The sequence below is a fragment of the Microbacterium sp. Root322 genome, assembly GCF_001425645.1.
In the GTDB taxonomy this organism is placed as follows: Bacteria; Actinomycetota; Actinomycetes; order Actinomycetales; family Microbacteriaceae; genus Microbacterium; species Microbacterium maritypicum.
Genome location: NZ_LMCS01000003.1, coordinates 481,688 through 499,422, shown reverse-complemented (window position 1 = coordinate 499,422; position 17,735 = coordinate 481,688). Strand labels below are relative to the sequence as shown.

18 protein-coding genes are annotated in these 17,735 nt (G+C 68.8%); 6 read left to right on the top strand and 12 right to left on the bottom strand.

Features of this window, described 5'->3' with window-relative positions:
• From ASC55_RS14730 to ASC55_RS14715, 4 genes are read right to left on the bottom strand one after another with little or no spacing between them, the layout of a single operon-like run.
• A complete protein-coding gene (locus ASC55_RS14730; RefSeq protein WP_017828100.1) occupies positions 1 to 756 on the bottom strand; it encodes an iron ABC transporter ATP-binding protein in 756 nt (251 codons plus the stop codon).
• Positions 753 to 1,781 (bottom strand): iron chelate uptake ABC transporter family permease subunit, encoded by a 1,029-nt coding sequence (locus tag ASC55_RS14725; RefSeq protein WP_055877070.1) that lies wholly within the window; start codon positions 1,779 to 1,781, stop codon positions 753 to 755. The genes ASC55_RS14730 and ASC55_RS14725 overlap by 4 nt, the downstream gene beginning before the upstream one ends.
• A gap of 7 nt (positions 1,782 to 1,788) precedes the next feature.
• On the bottom strand, positions 1,789 to 2,775 hold the full coding sequence (locus tag ASC55_RS14720) for an ABC transporter permease (RefSeq protein WP_055869965.1): 987 nt from the start codon (positions 2,773 to 2,775) through the stop codon (positions 1,789 to 1,791).
• Positions 2,776 to 2,823: 48 nt separating this feature from the next.
• Complete coding sequence (locus ASC55_RS14715; RefSeq protein WP_055869962.1) at positions 2,824 to 3,819, bottom strand: siderophore ABC transporter substrate-binding protein; 996 nt, start codon at positions 3,817 to 3,819, stop codon at positions 2,824 to 2,826.
• A 100-nt stretch (positions 3,820 to 3,919) separates the two neighbouring features.
• Between ASC55_RS14715 and ASC55_RS14710 the strand changes: the two genes are divergently transcribed.
• The 4 genes from ASC55_RS14710 to ASC55_RS14695 all read left to right on the top strand — a co-directional run bounded on the left by ASC55_RS14710 (position 3,920) and on the right by ASC55_RS14695 (position 6,362).
• A complete protein-coding gene (locus ASC55_RS14710; protein ID WP_055877067.1) occupies positions 3,920 to 4,687 on the top strand; it encodes a siderophore-interacting protein in 768 nt (255 codons plus the stop codon).
• A 33-nt stretch (positions 4,688 to 4,720) separates the two neighbouring features.
• Positions 4,721 to 5,125 carry a VOC family protein gene (locus ASC55_RS14705; RefSeq protein WP_055877064.1) on the top strand — a complete coding sequence of 135 codons (405 nt, stop codon included), beginning with the start codon at positions 4,721 to 4,723 and terminating at the stop codon, positions 5,123 to 5,125.
• A 131-nt stretch (positions 5,126 to 5,256) separates the two neighbouring features.
• The gene (locus ASC55_RS14700; protein WP_235563392.1) at positions 5,257 to 5,535 is read left to right on the top strand and encodes a hypothetical protein; all 279 of its coding nucleotides are present in this window, start codon (positions 5,257 to 5,259) and stop codon (positions 5,533 to 5,535) included.
• Positions 5,535 to 6,362, top strand: a complete 828-nt coding sequence (locus ASC55_RS14695; RefSeq protein ID WP_082524379.1) for an acyl-CoA thioester hydrolase/BAAT C-terminal domain-containing protein — start codon at positions 5,535 to 5,537, stop codon at positions 6,360 to 6,362. Before ASC55_RS14700 ends, ASC55_RS14695 begins: the two co-directional genes overlap by 1 nt.
• A 3-nt stretch (positions 6,363 to 6,365) precedes the next feature.
• On the opposite strand, the gene ASC55_RS14690 is transcribed toward ASC55_RS14695, so the two are convergent.
• From ASC55_RS14690 to sigJ, 3 genes are read right to left on the bottom strand one after another with little or no spacing between them, the layout of a single operon-like run.
• Positions 6,366 to 7,826 carry an MFS transporter gene (locus tag ASC55_RS14690; protein ID WP_055877054.1) on the bottom strand — a complete coding sequence of 487 codons (1,461 nt, stop codon included), beginning with the start codon at positions 7,824 to 7,826 and terminating at the stop codon, positions 6,366 to 6,368.
• A gap of 55 nt (positions 7,827 to 7,881) precedes the next feature.
• Positions 7,882 to 9,222 (bottom strand): M20/M25/M40 family metallo-hydrolase, encoded by a 1,341-nt coding sequence (locus ASC55_RS14685; protein ID WP_157559472.1) that lies wholly within the window; start codon positions 9,220 to 9,222, stop codon positions 7,882 to 7,884.
• 24 nt (positions 9,223 to 9,246) lie between these two features.
• A complete protein-coding gene (gene sigJ / locus ASC55_RS14680) occupies positions 9,247 to 10,125 on the bottom strand; it encodes an RNA polymerase sigma factor SigJ (RefSeq protein WP_082524404.1) in 879 nt (292 codons plus the stop codon).
• 131 nt (positions 10,126 to 10,256) lie between these two features.
• Between sigJ and ASC55_RS14675 the strand changes: the two genes are divergently transcribed.
• Together ASC55_RS14675 and ASC55_RS14670 are read left to right on the top strand one after the other, a co-directional pair.
• Positions 10,257 to 10,997, top strand: coding sequence for an SDR family oxidoreductase (locus ASC55_RS14675; protein ID WP_055877043.1), 741 nt, complete (start codon positions 10,257 to 10,259; stop codon positions 10,995 to 10,997).
• 93 nt (positions 10,998 to 11,090) lie between these two features.
• Complete coding sequence (locus ASC55_RS14670; protein WP_055877040.1) at positions 11,091 to 11,357, top strand: thioredoxin family protein; 267 nt, start codon at positions 11,091 to 11,093, stop codon at positions 11,355 to 11,357.
• Between the two features lie 32 nt (positions 11,358 to 11,389).
• On the opposite strand, the gene ASC55_RS14665 is transcribed toward ASC55_RS14670, so the two are convergent.
• From ASC55_RS14665 to ASC55_RS14645, 5 genes are read right to left on the bottom strand one after another with little or no spacing between them, the layout of a single operon-like run.
• Positions 11,390 to 12,904: a PucR family transcriptional regulator gene (locus tag ASC55_RS14665; RefSeq protein ID WP_055877037.1), complete on the bottom strand. Its 1,515-nt coding sequence runs from the start codon at positions 12,902 to 12,904 to the stop codon at positions 11,390 to 11,392.
• Positions 12,901 to 13,929, bottom strand: coding sequence for an S-methyl thiohydantoin desulfurase domain-containing protein (locus ASC55_RS14660; protein WP_055877035.1), 1,029 nt, complete (start codon positions 13,927 to 13,929; stop codon positions 12,901 to 12,903). Before ASC55_RS14660 ends, ASC55_RS14665 begins: the two co-directional genes overlap by 4 nt.
• 9 nt (positions 13,930 to 13,938) lie before the next feature.
• Positions 13,939 to 15,057, bottom strand: a complete 1,119-nt coding sequence (locus ASC55_RS14655) for a DUF917 domain-containing protein (protein WP_055877033.1) — start codon at positions 15,055 to 15,057, stop codon at positions 13,939 to 13,941.
• Complete coding sequence (locus ASC55_RS14650) at positions 15,054 to 16,154, bottom strand: DUF917 domain-containing protein (RefSeq protein ID WP_055877030.1); 1,101 nt, start codon at positions 16,152 to 16,154, stop codon at positions 15,054 to 15,056. The genes ASC55_RS14655 and ASC55_RS14650 overlap by 4 nt, the downstream gene beginning before the upstream one ends.
• A 1-nt stretch (position 16,155) precedes the next feature.
• Positions 16,156 to 17,703: a hydantoinase/oxoprolinase N-terminal domain-containing protein gene (locus ASC55_RS14645; RefSeq protein ID WP_055877028.1), complete on the bottom strand. Its 1,548-nt coding sequence runs from the start codon at positions 17,701 to 17,703 to the stop codon at positions 16,156 to 16,158.
• Positions 17,704 to 17,735 lie beyond the last annotated feature (32 nt).

Genomic DNA, 17,735 nt, shown 5'->3' with positions numbered 1-17,735 from the left:
TCAGTAGTAGACGGCAAGCGGCCCGGACGGACCGTCGACGACGCGCACAGGAGTGTCGAACACGCGGGTGAGCACCTCGTCCGTCATGATCGCGGCGGGGGACCCGAACTCCACCACAGCACCGTCCTTCATGGCGCAGATGTGGTCGGCGTAGTGCCCGGCGAAGTTGATGTCGTGCAGGACGATGACGATCGTGCGCCCCAGCTCCTCCGCCGCCCGCCGAAGATGCTTCATCATCTGCACGGCGTGCCGCATGTCGAGGTTGTTCAGCGGCTCGTCCAGAAGGACGAACTCGGTGTCCTGCGCCAGGACCATCGCGACGTACGCGCGCTGGCGCTGCCCGCCGGAGAGCTCATCCAGATAGCGGCCCTCCAAGGCGCCGAGGTCGAGGAAGTCGATTGCCCGACTGATGATCTCCTCGTCGCCGCGATTCAGCCGCCCCTTCGAGTGCGGGAAGCGCCCGAAGCCGACGAGCTGGCGCACGGTGAGCCGGGTCACGAAGTGGTTCTCCTGACGCAGGATCGACACGACCTTCGCCAGGTCCTTCGACTTGGTGGAGGCCACGTCGAGTCCCGCGATCTCGATCGCACCGGCGTCCATTCCACTGAGACGACCGATCATCGTGAGCAGGGTCGACTTGCCCGCCCCGTTCGGACCGATGAGGGCGGTGATGCCGCCGGCGGGTATCTCGAGGTCGACGGGGCCGATCGCGACCTCGCTGCTGTAGTCCCGGCGAACGCCGTCGAGAGCGATCACAGTCTGCCCTTTCTGAGGATGACGATGAGGAAGACGGTGCCGCCGACGAGCTCGATGAGGATCGACACCATCCCCTGCGCGTAGAAGACGTTCTTCATCACGAAGTAGGCCCCGGCCAGGATCGTGAAGGCCGTGAGCACCGCGACGGGGAAGATCAGCCGATGGTCGTGCGTGTCGGCGAACTGGTAGGCGAGCGTGGCCACCAGGAAGCCGAGGAACGTCATCGGTCCCACCAGAGCCGTCGATGTCGCCATCAGCACGGCGACGAGGAACAGCACGATGAACAGCTCACGGCGATGATCGACGCCCAGGGAGCGCGCGGCATCGGGCCCGAGCGCCATCAGGTTGAGCCGACGCGAGCGGAGCCACAGCAGCGCAGACGCCGCCACGACCAGTGGGATCGCCAACGGCAGGTACGAGGAGTCGGCGTTGGAGACATTGCCGAACAGGCGCGCGGCCAGGACGTCGAACTCGCTGGGCGTGAGCAGGCGCTGCATGAAGGTGGAGATCGCCCCGAGGCCTCCCCCGATCACGATGCCCACCAGGAGCATGATCTGCAGATTGCCGTAGCGGCCGGACAGCAGCCAACCGTAGAGGGCGACGGCGAGAGCGACCATGATCGCGACCTGGATCGCGAACTGCCCGATGCCCTGGATCGCCACGATCCCTGCCACGCCGAACAGGTACACGGTCGAGGTCTGCACCACGCGGTACAGCGATTCGAAACCCATGATCGACGGGGTGATGATGCGGTTGTTGGTGACGGTCTGGAAGCTCACCGTGGCGATGGCCTGCGCGACCGCGACGAGCGCCATGACCGTGACGTCGGTCGCCCGGTGCTGGGCGATCCGCCAGAACCCGGTGGAGCCGACCGGCATCGGATTCGCCCACGCCAGCAGGCCGAAGCCCGAGACGGCGGCGAGGACGAGAAGGGTCCCGAGCACGACGAAGTAGCGACGGCGCGCACGCGCGGTCGTGAACGAGCCCGCCGACCGGAGCGGGCCGGTGGTCGCCACCTCGCTCATCACGCCGCTAGCCACGTCGACGCTGCCTCAGCAGGAGGAGCACGAACACCACGGCACCGACCACCCCGAGGATCAGCGACACCGGTACCTCGAACGGCATGATGATGGTGCGTCCGATGATGTCGCACACCGTGACGATCGCGATGCCGAGCAGGCACACCCACGGCAGGTTGCTGCGCAGGTCGTCGCCGCGCACCATCGAGACGATGTTCGGCACGATGAGCCCGAGGAAGGGAAGATTGCCGACGACCACGGTGACCACACCGGTGGTGACCGCGATCAGCACCGTTCCGAGCAGGATGATCCTGTTGTAGTTCACGCCGACGTTGGTGGCGACCTCTTCGCCGAGGCCGGCGATGGTGAGTCGATCGGCGACGATGAACACGATCACGCCGACGATCGCCACGATCCAGAGCATCTCGTACTGGCCGCGCATCACCGAGGTGAAGCTGCCTGCGAACCAGACGCCGATGATCTGCAGCGAGTTCGTCGCCAGCGCGAGGTACGTCGACAGCGCGCCGACGACCGCACCGAGCATGATCCCGACGATCGGCACGATGAGGGAGGACTTGAGGGCGACCCGCCGCAGGAACGCGAAGAACACCATCGTGCCGACGAAGGCCGCGAGCACCGCACCGGCCATCCGTAGCGAGAGCGACGGCTGCGGCACGAGGATCATGACCAACAGGAGTCCGAGCCCCGCCCACTCGGTCGTTCCGGTCGTCGTCGGCTCGACGAAGCGGTTCTGGGTGAGCAGCTGCATCACCAGACCCGCCATGGCCATCGAGGCGCCGGCCAGGACGAGGGCGATCGTGCGGGGAACGCGCGTGATCTGGAACATCTGCGCGCCGTCTTCCGCGCCGGTGACGTCGTACACCCCGGTGAAGAGCGAGATCACGAGGAGCACGGCGACGACGAGCACGCCGATGAGCAGTTTCACGTCGAAGAGCCGCCCGGCGTTGCGGGGCGGCGAGGCGATGTCGGTGGAGACCATGATGACGATGCGGCGGCATCCGGGTCACCCGGATGCCGCCGCAGTACCTCAGTTCTTCGCGCTCTTCTCGAGGGCGTCTGCGAGGTCGTTGAGGAATGCCGTGTACGTCTGGATGCCCTCGTTCAGGTAGGTGTCGGTGGGCATGTAGACGAGCTGCTTCTCCTTGACGGCGGTGACGCCGGCAAGCGCCTCCGAGCTCTCGAGGATCTCGGCCGCCTGCACGTAGTCGGGGGTCTCGGCGGCGAACACGGCGTCGCGGTCGAGCACGAGGATCCAATCGGGGTTCGAGGTGGCGATCGCCTCGACCGAGATCTCATCGCCCTGGTGGTCGTCGGTCGCGTCGTCGACCTCGAGTGCGGGGGTCAGCCCGAGGATGTCGTAGATCGGTCCGAGCGAGCGTCCGACGGTCGGGGCGAGGTAGCCGATCTCGCCGCCGGAGGTGTTCACGGCCATGACGGTGTCGGCGTCGTCGTAGGCGGCCTTGGCGCGCTCGACGGCAGCATCGAAGTCGTCGACGAGCTTGTCGGCCTCGTCCTGCTTGCCGAAGATCTCACCGAGCACGGTGACCTGACGCTTGAGCTCCTCGTCGAAGGGCTCACCCTCGCGCGGCTCGAGGTCGATGATCGTGGCGTCGGGCACGAGGTCCGCGATCGCCGTGTTGTGCTGCGTGAACCGCTGGCCGCTGATGATCAGGTCGGGCTCGACGGCGACGACCGCTTCGAGGTCGGGCTCGCTGTGGAGTCCGATGTCGACGATCGCGTCGTCCTTCACGTACGACACGGTCTCCGGCATGAGCGCGACGGCGGCGGCGGAGAGTTCGACGCCCCAGTCGGAGAGCGTCTGGAATGTGCGGTTGTCGAGGGCCACGACAGACGCGGGAGGCGTCGGGATCTCGTGCGTGCCGGTGTTGTCCTCGATCGTGACGGATGCTGCCGCGGGTTCGGTCTTCTCCGGTTCCGCCGAGCCGCCGGAAGCGCACCCGGCGAGGGCGAGGAGGCCGACGAGAGCGACGCTCGTGGCGGTGAGGGTTCTGGGCACGGACATGGAGAGACTCCTGTTCTGCGGGATCGGTGCGCACACGATGGGCGCCGGGGTGACGAGCAGGGATCACCTTCGCCCGTCACTTTTAGGTTAGCCTTACTTTATGAGCGATACGAAATCCGGTTTCTCGATCGAGCGTCGCGGCCTGGAGCTGCGCTTCCGCAACGTCACGCTGAGTGCCCGCGAATGGCTGGCACCGGACTTCGTGCGCGTGCGGCTGACCGGTTCAGACCTCGCGGGCTTCGACTCCCCCGGCTCCGACGACCACATGCGCCTGTTCTTCCCCGCAGGCCCGACCGGGTCCGTCGAAGAGCTGCGAGCATCCCCGAGCCGCGAGTACACCCCGCTCGCGTGGGGCGAAGACTGGCTCGACGTCGAGTTCGCCGTGCACGGCGACCAGGGCGTCGCGGCCCCCTGGGCTGCGACGGCACCGATCGGATCCACGATCGGCGTCGGCGGTCCGCGCGGATCGGCCGTCCTGGCCGGCGACCCCGGCTCCTGGCTGCTGGTCGGCGACGAGACCGCCATCCCCGCCATCCGCCGCTTCGCCGCGCTCATTCCGTCAGGCACCCCGGCACGCATCGTGGTGGAGACCGTGAACCAGGGGCGCGAGATCGACATCGAGGCACCGGTCGACGTCGAGTGGCTGCACCGCGGGGAAGCTCCCTCCGGTTCCGCACTCATCGCCCTCATCGAGACGCTGACCGCCGAAGACGTGGTCGGGCCCGACCCCTTCGTCTTCATCGCCGCCGAGCAGTCGATCGTCAAACCCGGCAGGGCGCTCCTCGAGCGCTGGGGTGTCGACACCGCGAACGCCGTCGTGAAGGGCTACTGGAAGCGCGGCGAAGCCGAGTACCACGCGCCGCACTAGTGCGACGTCGGCGGCACCTGGAAGACTCGGCGTATGGCTCTTCTGGATCACCTGGGCATCACCGTCGGCGACCTCGAGCGTGGCCGGGCGCAGTTCCACCCCGTCCTCGCCGCTCTCGGATATCAGAGCGGGGGTGCGGACGACCACTCCATCTCGTGGCACAACGGCGACGAGACCGAGATCATCCTCTACACCTGGGATGACGACTCCACCCCGCACCGTCATGGTCGTATCGGCTGGCAGCACATCGCCTTCTCGGTGCCGACGCGCGAGCAGGTCGAGCACCTTCATGCCGTCGCTCTCGAGGCCGGGTGGACAGCGATCCGCGAGCCCAAGGAGTACCCGCGCTATTCGGAGCGCTACTACGCCTCGTTCGTCGAAGACGTCGACGGCATCCGGGTCGAGTTCATGTACAACCCTCCCCGCGAGAAGGCTTGACGCCCGGGCAACCTATCCTCCACCAGAGAACACAGAAGCACGTTGTGCGCGTCTTTCAGACGACCGATATCTTCGCCTCCCGCGCTCTGGCAGGCGTGCCGAATCGATGCGACGATGAGGGAGTGGGATTCATGAATGACGCGCAGATCTGGACCATGATCGGGTCGTTCACCGTGCTGATGTTCAGCACGCTCACCGTGGTGTCGACCTTGTTCGTCCGGATCCTCCGCAGCGAGATCGGCGGCCTGCGCACCGAGATGAACGGCCAGATCGACGGGCTGCGCACCGAGATGAACGCCCGCTTCGATTCCGTGAACACCCGCTTCGATTCCGTGAACACCCGCATCGACGGTCTCGACCGCGACGTGCAGGCCATCGTGAAGCGCACCTTCGGCCTCGACCGCGAGTGATGACGACGCCTCGCCGTCACGCCTCGGTACCGCATGCCGACCGGCACGATGCCTTTCCGGAAGTTCCCTGCGGCACAGCCGTGCTGCTCCTCGCCGGGTCCAGCGGTCGGGTCGAGTCCCAGCGGGCCGACCTGCTCGCACGGCACGGTGCACGGGTGCGCGCCATCCGCTGGTTCGGCGGCATGGGCCAGCGCCCCGCACCGCACGAGGTGCCGATCGAGCTGTTCATCGATCAGCTCGATCTCCTGCGCCGCGACGCCGATCGCGTCGCGATCTTCGGAACGTCGTTCGGAGCGGAGGCGGCCCTGGTGACCGCCTCCCTTCACCCGGTCGACGCGACGGTGGCCGTCGCTCCGTCATCCGTCGTCTGGGCCGGGCTCACCGACGGAGACTGGTCGTCGCACTGGACCAGCCGGGGCACGCCGCTGCCCGCCGTGTCGTTCGATCCGTCCTGGGTGTCGTCGACCGTGCCGCCCGAGTACCGATCCCTGTACGAGGCGAGCATCGATCGCGCTCCTGACGCGGCCGCGGCCGCAGCGATCCGCACGGAGTACATCACCGGTGTCGTCGTGCTGATCGCGGGAGGCGACGACCGCGTCTGGCCGAGTGGCCGATTCGCCGCCGAGATCTCCGCGCGCCGGAGTGCGCACGGACGGGAGACGACGGTGGTCACTCACCCTGCTGCGGGGCACAGGATGGTCTTACCCGGTGAGACGGTCGCGGCCGGCGGAGTGACGATGGCGCGCGGCGGGTCTCCTTCCGCTGACGCGGAACTCGGCGCGCTCGCGTGGCCGCAGATCGTGCACGCCCTCGACCTGCGGGTCTGAGGATCAGAGCGCCGGAGCGACCTCTGCCTCCGCCGTCCGATCGGTGAACGCGGTCTTCGGAACGAAGACGAGGATCACAGCAGCGACGAGCGCAGTCACTCCGCAGACGATCCACACCGTGAAGTAGCCGGCGAGCGAACCAGCGGTCCCCTCGGTCGCCCCCGCGGTGCTCGCGACTCCGTGCAACAGCGCGATGCCGAACACACACGAGGCGATCGCACCACCCACGGTCTTGACCGAGTTGGTCAGCCCCGTCGCCACCCCCGTCTGCGTGGCCGGAGCCGCGGATGCCGCAGCGGCAGGGAGCGCCGCGACCAGCGCGCCGGAGCCCAGTCCCACGACGACCATGTTCGTGATCACCTGTGCGTAGGTGTCGTGGAACGGCAGGAACAACAGGAACCCGATGCCCACCAGCACCGAGGCCCCCATCAGGGTCAGACGAGGCGTCGCCCACCGTGCGACCGTCGAGAACAGGAGAGCGCCCGTGATCATGGCGATCAGGTAGACGCCGATGATCAGCGAGGTCGCGAACCCGCTCGTGCCCAGACCGTATCCGTAGACCGTCGGATCGGTGCGGGCGAACGTCGACAGCGGAGCCTGCGCGCCCAGCACACTGACCCCGAAGAGGCCGGCTGTGAGGAAGACGGGGCCGAGCGCAGGCGAGCGGAACATGCGCACGTCGATGAGCGGGTCGGCGCAGCGCAGCTCCCACAGCACGAACGGGATCACGAGCAGGACGCCGAGGATCACGACTGCCCAGGACCAGGGGTTGGTCAGGCCGCCCTCGAGGCGGAGCAGGCTGAGACCGCCGGTGAAGCACAGGAGGGCGAGCGAGATGAGCACGAGACCGATCGTGTCGAAGATGCCGCCCGTGGGATCGGGAGACTCCTTGACCCCGAACAGGATCACGAAGAAGCACACCACGATCAGCACGGCCGGGATCAACAGCACGATGGTGAGGGGCAGCACGTCGATGAGCGCGCCACCGACGAGCGCACCGATGATCGCACCGCCTTCGAGCGCGGCGACGAGAAGGCCCGCCGCCTTGGCAGTGATCGAGGAGCGCCCCTCCATCCGGCGCGACCTCGACCAGATCAGGGCGATCTCGAGAGGAAGCCAGACGACGTAGAAGCCCATCAACGCCCACGCCGCGAGGAAGACAGGGAACGAATCGGTGAAGGGCAGGACGAGGGCCGCCGCCGCGGTGACCGCGGTCGAGATCAGCAGCATCCGTTTGTGCCCGACCATGTCGCCGAGCTTCGCGAAAGCCGGCACGACGAGCGCCGACAGCATGAGCTGCGCACCCTCGAGCCAGTTCACGTCGGCATCGTGGATGCCCAGATGACGGGCGATGTCGGTGAGCATCGGGGTGTAGTAGCCCTGCAGCACGCCACTGGTGAACTCGACGAAGGCGAGGAAGCCGACCACGACGGCGAGAGTGCCCAAGGTGCGGGTGCGCGTCATCGCGTCTCCTGCTTCTGCATCGGGTCCCCCGGCACGATCCGAGAGAAGGGTGAGATCACCCTAGCCGTTCGAGCAGCGCCCGATGGAATCGCTCTCCGCGCTCGAGAGAGGCGATCTCCACGCTCTCGTCGACGCCATGGATCGACGCGCGTTGCGCGTTGGACATCTCCAGCGGCGCGAAGCGGTAGACGGCAGGTGAGAAGCGATGGAAATGCCGCGAATCGGTGGCCGCCATCATCACGTACGGCACGGCGGGGACGCCGGGGAACGCCGTGTCGAGGGCCTCGGCCAGCAGAGCGAACGGGGCGTTGTCGGTCGGCGACTCCGGCGAGGGCTCGCTCGCCTCGATCACCTCGACCTCGACCAGCGGATCGCGGATGCGCCTGCGCACCCGGAACACGGTCTGCTGCGTCGTCTCTCCGAGCGCGATGCGCAGATTCACGGTGGCAGAGGCTTGCGACGGCAGCACGTTCGCCGCCGTGCCACCGGACTGCATGGTCGGGGCGACGGTGGTGCGCACGAGGGCCGCCGGCTCGCCACCGAGCGCGGCGAAGACCTGCGCTGTCAGCAGCGGCGCCGAGCCAAGCAGCCGCAGCAGGTGACGGGCCGGGCCCGGAGTCTGCGCGGCCAGCTGCGACAGCATCCGCAGGATGGCCTTCGAGGCATGAGGGCGGAAAGTGGTGGGTCCGAGCCGGTCCACGGCCCTGGCGATGCGCCGGACCGCGGTGAGCGGCGGCGGCGCGGAGGCGTGTCCGCCGTCACCCCGCGCGGTCAGCCGGAGCGTCATCACGCCCTTCTCGCCGACACCGATCATCGCTGCGCGACCGGGGACGAACGGCAGAGGCGCGTCGACGACGGCACCCCCCTCGTCGAGCACGAGCCAGGGGACGATGCCACGCCCGCGCAGCACGCGGGCGATCTCCTCGGCCGCGCGCCCATAGGTCTCCTCGTTGCCGCCGAAGGAGAGGTACACGTCCCGAGGAGGCACGAACCCGTCGGCGAGCAGATTCTCGACCGCCTCGAGCACCACGATCAGCGGGCCCTTGTCATCGAGGGCACCTCGTCCGTACACCGAGCCGTCGGCGATCACCCCCGCGAAGGGCGGGTGCGTCCACGCGTCGCTCTCATCCACCGGGACGACGTCGTAGTGCGCCATCAGCACGACCGGTCGATCCGGGGCCGCGCCGGTCCCCTGCCAGTGGAACAGCAGCCCGAAGTCGGTGTGCCGTTCGAGCGCCAGCTTCTCGTGCGTCAGCGGATAGAGCTCCGCGATGAGCGCGACGAACTCCTCGAACGGAGCCGAGCCGCGCTCGTCGAGCTCGGCCGAGACCGTCGGGATCCGGATCATCTGCGAAAGCCGCTCGGCGATGCCCGGGCGCACGGTCGGTGTGGTCACACCCGCCATCGTACTCAGCGGTTCTCAGGACCACTGCGTGAGCTTGTCGGGATTGCGCACGGCGAGCACCTCGGTGATCCGCTCGCCCTCGACGACGAAGGAGAACACCGCATCGGGGGAACCGTCGAGCGTGGCAAGCGCGGCCAGCCCGTCCGCGGTCGGGACGAGGATGACCTCCGCGCCGGGGTGGCGCCGAGCGATGCCCTGCAGGAAACGTGCCACGCGATCGGCCCCGAGGACCGGTCGCAGCGCCGCCGATTTCCTCCCGCCCGCGTCGGAGATGAGCACGACATCGGGATCGAGCACAGTGATCAGGCGATCGAGCCGTCCGGTCGCTGCGGCTTCGAGGAATGCGCGGGCGACGGCATCGTGCTGCTCCCGCGTCGCCAGGCGCGCACGCCGCTCTCGCACCCGTCGACGTCCCTGCGACGCGAGCTGTCTCACGGCGTCCGTGCTCCTTCCGACTGTCTCGGCGATCTCCGCGAACGGGACGCCGAACACGTCGTGCAGCACGAAGGCCACACGCTCGGGGGGAGTGAGCGATTCCAGGAGCACGAGCAGCGCCATCCCGACCGACTCGTCGAGGGACACGCTGTCGAGCGGGTCCGGAACTGGGGTGACGAACAGCGAGTCCTGCGGCACGGGCTCCGGAAGCCACTGACCGACATAGCTCTCCCTCCGCGCTCGCGCCGAGCCAAGGGCATCCAGACAGATGCGTCCGGCGACGCGCGTCAGCCACGCACCCGGATTGACGATCCGTGCGCGCTCCGCGTCGGTCAGCCGCACCCAGCGCACGTAGGTCTCCTGCACCGCGTCCTCGGCATCCGCGACCGTGCCGAGCAGGCGATACGCGAGAGCGAGCAGGGTACGGCGTTCGGCTTCGACCACAACGAGATCATCCATCGCCTCCATCTTGGTCCGTCTCGGCCTCCTGCCGACGCCATGTCGATGCCGCTCTCGACAGGCGCCTCACGTTTCGTTCGCCTGCGTCGTCGAACAAGGAGAAGGATGTACCGAGACGAAGGAGAACACATATGAGGATCGTCGTCGCAGGAGGAACCGGAACCGTCGGGCGGCACACCGTCGAGGCGGTGCGGGCCGCGGGGCACGACGCCGTCGTCCTGAGCCGGTCACGGGGAGTCGACCTGGTGACCGGAGAGGGCCTGGGCCACGCCCTGGCCGGCGCGGACGCGGTGATCGACGTCACGAGCATCGAGACGCGCAAAGCCAGCGAAGCGATCGAGTTCTTCACCGCGGCGACAGGGAACCTGGCCGCGGCAGCCGCCGACGCGGGGGTCGGACACTTCGTGCTGTTGTCGATCGTCGGGATCGACCGCATGCCCTACGACTATTACGCCGGCAAGATCGCCCAGGAGAAGGTCGTCGAGGCGTCGCTCGTTCCGTGGACGACCCTGCGAGCGACGCAGTTCCACGAGTTCGCGGCGCAGATGTTCAGACGGGCGAAGTTGGGCCCGCTCCACATCGCTCTCAAGGCCCGGACACAGCCCGTGGCCGCCCGCGAGGTGGGTTCACGCCTCGCCGCCCTCGCAGCAGCGCCACCCCAAGGCCGTGCACGGGACCTCGCCGGGCCTCGCGAGGAGCAGCTGGCGGACATGGTCCGCGCGTACGCCCGGCGCGAGGGATACCGTGGCTGGGTGCCGACGCTGAACGTGCCGGGGCCGCAGATGGCCGGCATGAGGGCAGGGCTCGGTCTCCCCGGTCCCGACGCCGAGCTCGGAAGTCAGAGCTTCGCGGAGTGGCTCGCTGCAGACTAGCGATCCCGCGCTCGGCTCTGCCCCTGGGGAACAGGGCGAGCAGGATGATGGTTGCATCTCTGCGTGGTGTGAGCCGCGTCCGAGGAGGTGTGCATGGAACTGACCCTAGTGTCGTCGTCGTTCTGCGGCGCCTGCGCACGCACGCGGACCGTGCTCGCCGAGGCCGCGCGGTTCCTCCCCGAAGCGACCGTCATCGAGATCGACGTGGCACAGAGCCCGGATGCGGCAGAGGAGCTCGACATCGCGTTCACGCCCACCGTGATCATCCGCGACGCTGCCGGTGTGGAGGTCTTCCGCGCCACCGGTGTGCCGACGGTCCCGCAGGTGCTCACCGCCGCGGTCAAAGCCCTCCCGGCCTGACGTCCCGCCAGCTCGAGCGAGGTCCGCCCGGCTCAGCGAGGCTTCACCGCGCGACACGCAAGATGCAAGGCGAGGCGCGCCTCCGGATCGGTCATGTCGATCCCGAGAAGCTCCTGAACCCGCCGGATCCGCACCATCACGGTGTTGCGGTGCAGGCCCAACGCGGTCGCGGTCGCGGCGATGCCCGACTCATGGTCGAGATACGCGGAGAGCGTGGTGAGCAGCTCGCCCCCTCCTTCCCGCAGCGGCGCGAGCAAGGACTCCGCAGCGGGGACGAACGTGTCGTTCCCCGTCCACGCAAGCAGGAGCTGTTCCAGCCCGAGGCTGTCGACGCGCACGAACCATCCTGTCGCGGAGCGTGAGGCCGCGATGCGCGCGGCATCCCCCGCTTCGTCCAAGGTCGTGGCGAGGCCTTCCGATCCGCCGTGGAGGGAACCGACGCCGGTCGCGACCGCGAAGTCGCGCAGCGCCCCCAGGTGGAGTTCGCGCAGAGCAGCGACAGCCCTCTCCACACGGTCCGGGTCCGGTGACTCGGGAAAGGTCAGCCACCCGCTCAGTCCTCGACCGGCCGTCGTCGCGTGCGCCTCACCGTCGATGGCGCTGAGTCCCGCGCTGACCGTGCGCAGCAGCGAGAAGGAATCGAGCCGTCCCCTCGCGACCATCCGGAAGCCGAGGTGATGACCCGCGGTGCGCCAGCCGCGCTCGATCATGCGCCGTTCGACATCGGCGTCGGCCGTGCCATGCAGATCGACGAAGTCGCGCAGGAGTCCGGAAGACACCGCGACGTCGTTCACCGCCGCCACCTCGTCGATCAGGATGCGCGCCGCGACTGCAGGCATCGCGACTTCGGCGGCGACCGAGAGCGACTGCACCTGCGCCTCGCTGAGGCCCCGGCCGAAGAGCACGAGCCGCAGACCGCTGCGACCCGGGCTGTCCACACGCACCGATGCGGCCGCGGCGTCGCCGATGCTCGTCCGGTCGAGCCACGAGTCGAACCCGATCGCGGCATGAAGCCGTTCATCGAGAGGGGCGCCCGCTTCCTGCAGCACCCCCGACGAGTCGATCAGTGCGGCGCCGACGCCGAGGTTCGCCGCGATGTGGCCGAGCAGGTCGGCCAGGTCATCGGCGGCGTACTCGAACGACTGGGCGACCTTGCGTACCTGGCTCAGCGTGAGCGCGTCACGAGCCTCGATCAGCATCCAGCAGGCCTTCGCGAGTTGAATCGGCCGCTCGACGTCGAGCAGGCAGAGGCCGATCCGGTCCGCCAGGCGGAACGCCCCCGCATCGAAGGAGCCGGCACCGGCGAGGGCCAGTCCGGTGTAGCCACGGTCACGCAACCGGCGCAGCAACGCGTCCTGCTGCCAGGTCGAGGTCGGACGCCCCGCCGTGAGGATCGCGAGCCGGTCGGCGCCGCTCTCGGTGAGCTCGGCCTCACCCGATCCCACCGCCACCGCTTCCCACGCCGCATCCGCCGGCCCGGCCACCCGTCGAAGGCCGCCGTTCTCGGCGTGGGCGAGCAGCGCCCCCAGCTGCAGCCACTCGTTCACGCGGCGTCCAGATCGTCGAGCCCGTAGGCGGACGGCAGGACTTTCGCACGCCGCTCAGGCCGGTCGTTCCACCATTGCGGCGCGGGGACGGCGAGGACCGCGACGTTACGAGCGAGGCGGAGTTCGGTGACCTCGAGGATCTCCTGTGAGACCGCATCGATGACCACGATGATCGTCGGGGCGGACGCCACCAGCCGCCCGTCGGTGAGCACGGCGAGCGTCTCCGACCGTGTCACGATCCGGTGCACGGCACCCGCGAGCCCGCTGATCTCGACCGCGTTCACATGCGGGTCCTGCGTCGACGACGAGATCGAGACGATGCGCCCCTCGGCGAGCAGCTGCGCCCCCAGCGCATCGGCGAGCAGGGGAAGCGGGGCGATCATGGCGCCGAGATACGCCCTGCCGAGCTCGAGGGCATGGGCGAGATGGCCGCCGATCGCGTGCTCCCTCAGATCGCCGACCGTGAACCCGCCGAGCACGGCGCAGCCGACCCCACCTGCCTGGATGATCGCCGAACGCACGACGCGCTCGGCGTCGATGGCACGATGCGCCTCGACGAGCGCGACACCATCGGCACCCGTGTCGCACGCGAACACGAGCCCGGGCACCCGGTCGACGAAGAGCGACATCTGGTCGAGTCCAGGCACCGCTCGTCCGGTGCAGTCCGCGTCGACGACCACGTGAGATCCAGCCAGGGTCAGCGGTGCGAGGCCGTTCATCCCTCCGCCCTCGAGCGAGCACACGGCGGAGACCGGATGTCCGATCCATCGTTGCACCGCGCTGAGGAGCCTGGCGAAGGGGTCCGCCCCCGGAAGCCGCTCGCCCAGCAGCATCGTGGAACCGACGAACGCGACACCGAGACAGGGTGTGGCCGGATCCAGGGCCGAGATCGGCGAGACCTCGATCGGCCATTCCCCGTCCCCGGCGAGCATCAGCTCGAGCATGGTGGTCGAGCCGCCGCCACCGGACCCGAGCAGCGCGTAGCCGCGGGCGAGCGCGGTGAGGTCGTCGCGCTGCAGCTTCATGCGTCCAGCCTAGGGAGATTCGTCCTCGCCCACGGTCAGCGTCTCGATCGGGACGAACTCCGCCGCGAGACCGAAGGCAGAGGGGCCGAACGCGGCGAGCGCGGCCGGCGTGCGCATCATCTCGGGGGTGGAGATGCCGAGCACCCGCACGCGCTGTCCGTAGCGGAGCCCCTCTGTCGTGATCGGCTCGGCCGTCTCGTGGTCGACGACGCAGATCAGGTCCGGAACGATCGCCACGAGGGTGTCTCCCCGGCGAGCAGTGAGGTTCTCGTTCTGGAAGAAGATCTCGAACGTATCTCCGTCGTCGGCCCCGAGCGGCGCGATCACAGCGCGCCCCTTCGCGAACCCCTCGGTCGTACGCCGCTCGACATCGATGACCTTGCCGACGCAGAGCTCGCGCAGGTGCGGGTAGAGGGTGATGGACAGCGTCGAGGCGATCGCCTCGAACGGCGAGCGGTGCTCCTCGCGGGCGACACGGATGGCGCGGCCGAGCGCGAGTGCCATCGAGATCGTGCGGGGCACGGCCGTGCGCCGCACGTCGGCTCCGGTCATCGCGTACTCGGCGATGTGTCCGACGCCGCCGAGGCGGATGGTGACAGCCCGGGCGAGCCACTCCATCTGGCGGTCGTCTTCGCCGGTGTCGATGACGACCTTCTCGCCCCGTTCTCCGGCGAGCGCGAGAGGCGAGCCATGAACGCCGTAGACGGCGAAGGTCTCCATCGACAGTTCGGGGAAGGCGCGCCCCATGCCGTCGGCATCCACCACCGGCAGCCCGGTCTCGGCCGCGACGATGAGCGGGATCATCGAGTTGATCCCGCCGCACTCGATCGGCATCGTCGCATCCGCCGTCCGCCCGAGGTGCTCCTCGAGTGTGCGCAGAGCCAGGGTGGGCTCCGTGCCGGCGGGGATCTTCTCGACCATCACGGTGGGGGCGCCCATCTGAGCCGTCGGGATCACGAACAGGTCGTCGGGGAGCTCGTCCGGGTCGAGGATCGTGATGCTCCCCTCCCCCAGCACACGCTCGACCAGCATCTTGCCGATATAGGGATCGCCTCCGCCGCCCGTGCCGAGCAGCGTCGCACCGCGAGCGAGGTCGGGGAGGTCAGCGGCCGTGAGCTGCCAGCTCATGCCGCGACTCCCGTCCGGACGGTCCCCGCGGAGACGCTGCCGTCGAAGCGATGCGCCGCCATGTCGTATCCGAAGTAGCCGGGGCCGACCATCGCCAGCGCCGCCTCCGAGTGCCAGCGCTCGTCGGCGGGGGCTGCGATCACCCGCACCCGCTGCCCGTAGCGCAGGGCCTCGGTCGTGATCGGCTCGCCGGATTCGCCGTCGAGCACCATGATCAGGTCGGGAGTGGTCGCGAGGACCTCCCCGTCGGCTTCCGCCACCAGATGCTCGTTTTGGAACTGCAGAGTCAGCCTCGCACCGTCGTCGCCGTCGATACGCGCACGTCCGCGAGCGAAGCCGGTCGTGGTGGCACGGTGCACGTCGACGACCTTTCCGTCGAACAGCTCGCGCCCGCCGAGGAGGTCGACCACCCCCGCGACCGGGTCCGTCTTCGCATCCCGGGCCGCAGCGATGCGCTGACCGATCTCGATACAGCGCGAGAGCGACCCCGAGACCATCGACTCGCGCGCCGCGGCGCCCGACATCGAGAATCCGGAGATCATGACCGAGCAGCCCATCTCGACGCAGGCGACACGGGCGATGCGCTCGGTCCATGAGTTGTCGACCGTCTGCAGCACTCCGGTGTTCCCCTTCTCGTCGCTGAACGCGAGGGGCGATGCGGTCACGCCGTACAGGGTCGGGAGCACCATCTGCAGCTCGGGGAACGCGCGCCCCATGCCGTCGGCATCGATCAGGGGCAGCCCCAGCGCTGCGGCGGCGGCGATCGGTATGGTCGAATTCACACCGCCCACCTCTGCGCACGCGATGTGGGTGACGGGGCGCCCGAGGTGGATGCCGAGGGCCTTGACCGGTTCGACCACCTCCGCGAGGCTCGGCAGCTTCTCGACCATGACGGTCGGTGCGCCCATCATCGCGACGAACAGCACGAGTGCGTCATCGGGCACCTCATCGAGGCCGACGACCGTGACGTCGCCGGAGACGAGTGCCTGACGGGCCAGGAGCGCACCGATGTACGGGTCTCCTCCCCCACCGGTGCCGAGGACGGCCGCGCCGCGCGCGAGCCCGTCGATGTGGGCGGGAGTGATGGTCCAGCTCATGTCATGCTCCCATGTCGAGGTCGCCGACGGCCTTCACGCGGATGCGCGTCGCGTTGCCGGGAAGGTAGGGGATCGGCACCTCGTCGAAGTCGATGATCGACACGGTCGAGGGCTTGGCGCCGGCCGCGATCGCCTTGTCGACGGCTTCTGCCCGCACCTCGGCGATCGTCTCCTCGCGACGGCCGGGTTCGATCGCGTAGACCTTGTCGATCTCTCCGCCGACCTGCGCGATCGATGCGCCGATGGCATTCGCGACCGCATAGTTCTCAGGGCGGTGTACGGTCCCGAACAACGGCAGCTCATCCGGGAGCAGGATGGAGCCGCCGCCGACCGCGACCACCGCGATGGGCTCGGGCGAGGTCCGCATGCGGTCGACGGCTTCGGACACGCGCTCAGCGATGCGGGCGAGCACGCGCTCGACGAACACCGGGTCGAGGTGTGCGACCCTGCTCGCATCTCCCACCTGTGCGCGTCCGGCCGCGACCGCGATGTCGGTGGCGGTCAGGGTCGATCCGCCGAAGACCAGAGCCTCCGTGTTCAGCTTGTAGCCGACGGATGCCGGCCCGACCTCGGCCGTCTCCTCATCGACGATGCTGCCGCCGCCGATGCCGAGCGAGAGCACATCAGGCATCCGGAAGTTCGTGCGGATGCCCGCGACCTTCACCTCGTTCGCCGTCTCACGCGGGAAGCCGTTGATCAGCAGGCCGATGTCGGCCGTGGTGCCACCCACGTCGATCACGGCGCAATCGTCGAGGCCGCTCGTGGCGGCGGCACCGCGCATCGAGTTCGTCGGCCCCGAGGCGAAGGTCGCAACCGGGTAACGGCGTACGTACTCCTCGTCCATGAGCGTGCCGTCGTTCTGGCTGAGGAAGATCGGCGCCTCGATGCCCTGGGCGCGCACGGCCGAGGTGAGCCCGTCGACGATCTCGGACGCGAGTTCACGCAGCGCGGCGTTGATGATCGTCGCGTTCTCGCGCTCGAGGAGCCCGATGCGTCCGATCTCGTGGGACAGCGAGATGGCGGCATCCGCCCCCAGCACCTCGGCGACGATCTCCGCCGCCCGCACCTCGAGGTCGTGGTTGACCGGGCTGAAGACCGAGGAGATGGCGACCGAGCGGATGCCATGCACCTTCATGTCCTCGGCGTGCGCCCGGATCTCCTCGGGGTCGAGGGGCGAGATCGGCCGGCCGTCGAACTCATAGCCGCCGTGCGCGAGGTAGCTGCGAGCCTGTGTGGCCTCGACGAGCACCTCGGGCCAGTCGATCAGAGGAGGCAGAGCCCGCGTTGCGGGCAAGCCGAGCCGCAGTGCGGCGACGGGTGCGAGCCGGCGCGCCTGCACGAGCGCGTTGATGAAGTGCGTCGTGCCGATCATGACGGCATCGATGTCTGCGCCCTCGAAGGAGTGTCCGGTGCGCAGATCCTCGATCGCCTGGATGATGCCGCTGGTGACGTCGGGGGTGGTCGAGTGCTTCACCCCCGCCAGAGTGCGGGTGCCGTCCATGAGGACTGCGTCGGTGTTGGTGCCGCCGACGTCGATACCGATGTGCATGATTCTCGCTTTCCTGGGAGGGATGTCTGTCT